This is a genomic window from Clostridium sp. CTA-1 (assembly GCF_054768215.1).
Map to the genome: position 1 here is coordinate 1 of NZ_BAAAAP010000056.1, position 1,613 is coordinate 1,613.

1 rRNA gene is annotated in these 1,613 nt (G+C 51.0%); it reads right to left on the bottom strand.

Annotated elements, in window-relative coordinates:
- Nucleotides 1-67: 67 nt before the first annotated feature.
- A 16S ribosomal RNA gene (locus ACYUEW_RS18915) occupies nucleotides 68-1,579 on the bottom strand.
- Between the last annotated feature and the right edge of the window lie 34 nt (nucleotides 1,580-1,613).

The following is a 1,613-nucleotide window of genomic DNA, read 5'->3' on the forward strand; positions in this document are numbered from 1 at the left end:
TGGTCTCTCAAAATTAAACAGAGAATTCAGCCTTTAGAAAGAATTTTCTTCTTTCTATTCTCCTTAGAAAGGAGGTGATCCAGCCGCAGGTTCTCCTACGGCTACCTTGTTACGACTTCACCCCAATCACTAATCCCACCTTCGGCCGCTGGCTCCTTACGGTTACCTCACGGACTTCGGGTGTTACCAGCTCTCATGGTGTGACGGGCGGTGTGTACAAGGCCCGGGAACGTATTCACCGCGACATTCTGATTCGCGATTACTAGCAACTCCAGCTTCATGTAGGCGAGTTGCAGCCTACAATCCGAACTGAGATAGGTTTTATAAGTTTTGCTCCACCTCRCGGTCTTGCGTCTTATTGTACCTACCATTGTAGCACGTGTGTAGCCCTGGACATAAGGGGCATGATGATTTGACGTCATCCCCACCTTCCTCCTGGTTACCCAGGCAGTCTCATTAGAGTGCTCAACTTAATGGTAGCAACTAATAACAAGGGTTGCGCTCGTTGCAGGACTTAACCTAACATCTCACGACACGAGCTGACGACAACCATGCACCACCTGTCTCCTTGCCCCGAAGGGCTTCACCTATCTCTAGGYTATGCAAGGGATGTCAAGTCCAGGTAAGGTTCTTCGCGTTGCTTCGAATTAAACCACATGCTCCGCTGCTTGTGCGGGCCCCCGTCAATTCCTTTGAGTTTTAATCTTGCGACCGTACTCCCCAGGCGGGATACTTATTGTGTTAACTGCGGCACAGGGGGAGTTGATACCCCCTACACCTAGTATCCATCGTTTACGGCGTGGACTACCAGGGTATCTAATCCTGTTTGCTACCCACGCTTTCGTGCCTCAGCGTCAGTTACAGTCCAGAAAGCCGCCTTCGCCACTGGTGTTCTTCCTAATCTCTACGCATTTCACCGCTACACTAGGAATTCCGCTTTCCTCTCCTGCACTCTAGATAYCCAGTTTGGAATGCAGCCCCCAGGTTAAGCCCGGGGATTTCACATCCCACTTAAACATCCGCCTACGCACCCTTTACGCCCAGTAAATCCGGACAACGCTCGCCACCTACGTATTACCGCGGCTGCTGGCACGTAGTTAGCCGTGGCTTCCTCCTCTGGTACCGTCATTATCGTCCCAGAAAACAGGGCTTTACAATCCGAARACCTTCATCACCCACGCGGCGTTGCTGCGTCAGGGTTTCCCCCATTGCGCAATATTCCCCACTGCTGCCTCCCGTAGGAGTCTGGACCGTGTCTCAGTTCCAATGTGGCCGATCACCCTCTCAGGTCGGCTACGCATCGTTGCCTTGGTAAGCCRTTACCTTACCAACTAGCTAATGCGCCGCGGGTCCATCTCAAAGCAATAAATCTTTGATAARAAAATCATGCGATTCTCTTATRTTATGCGGTATTAATCTYCCTTTCGGAAGGCTATCCCCCACTTTGAGGCAGGTTACCCACGTGTTACTCACCCGTCCGCCGCTAATCCACTTCCCGAAGGAAGCTTCATCGCTCGACTTGCATGTGTTAAGCACGCCGCCAGCGTTCGTCCTGAGCCAGGATCAAACTCTCAATTTTAAAGTTTAATCTCTTCTCAAATTCATTGACAAGG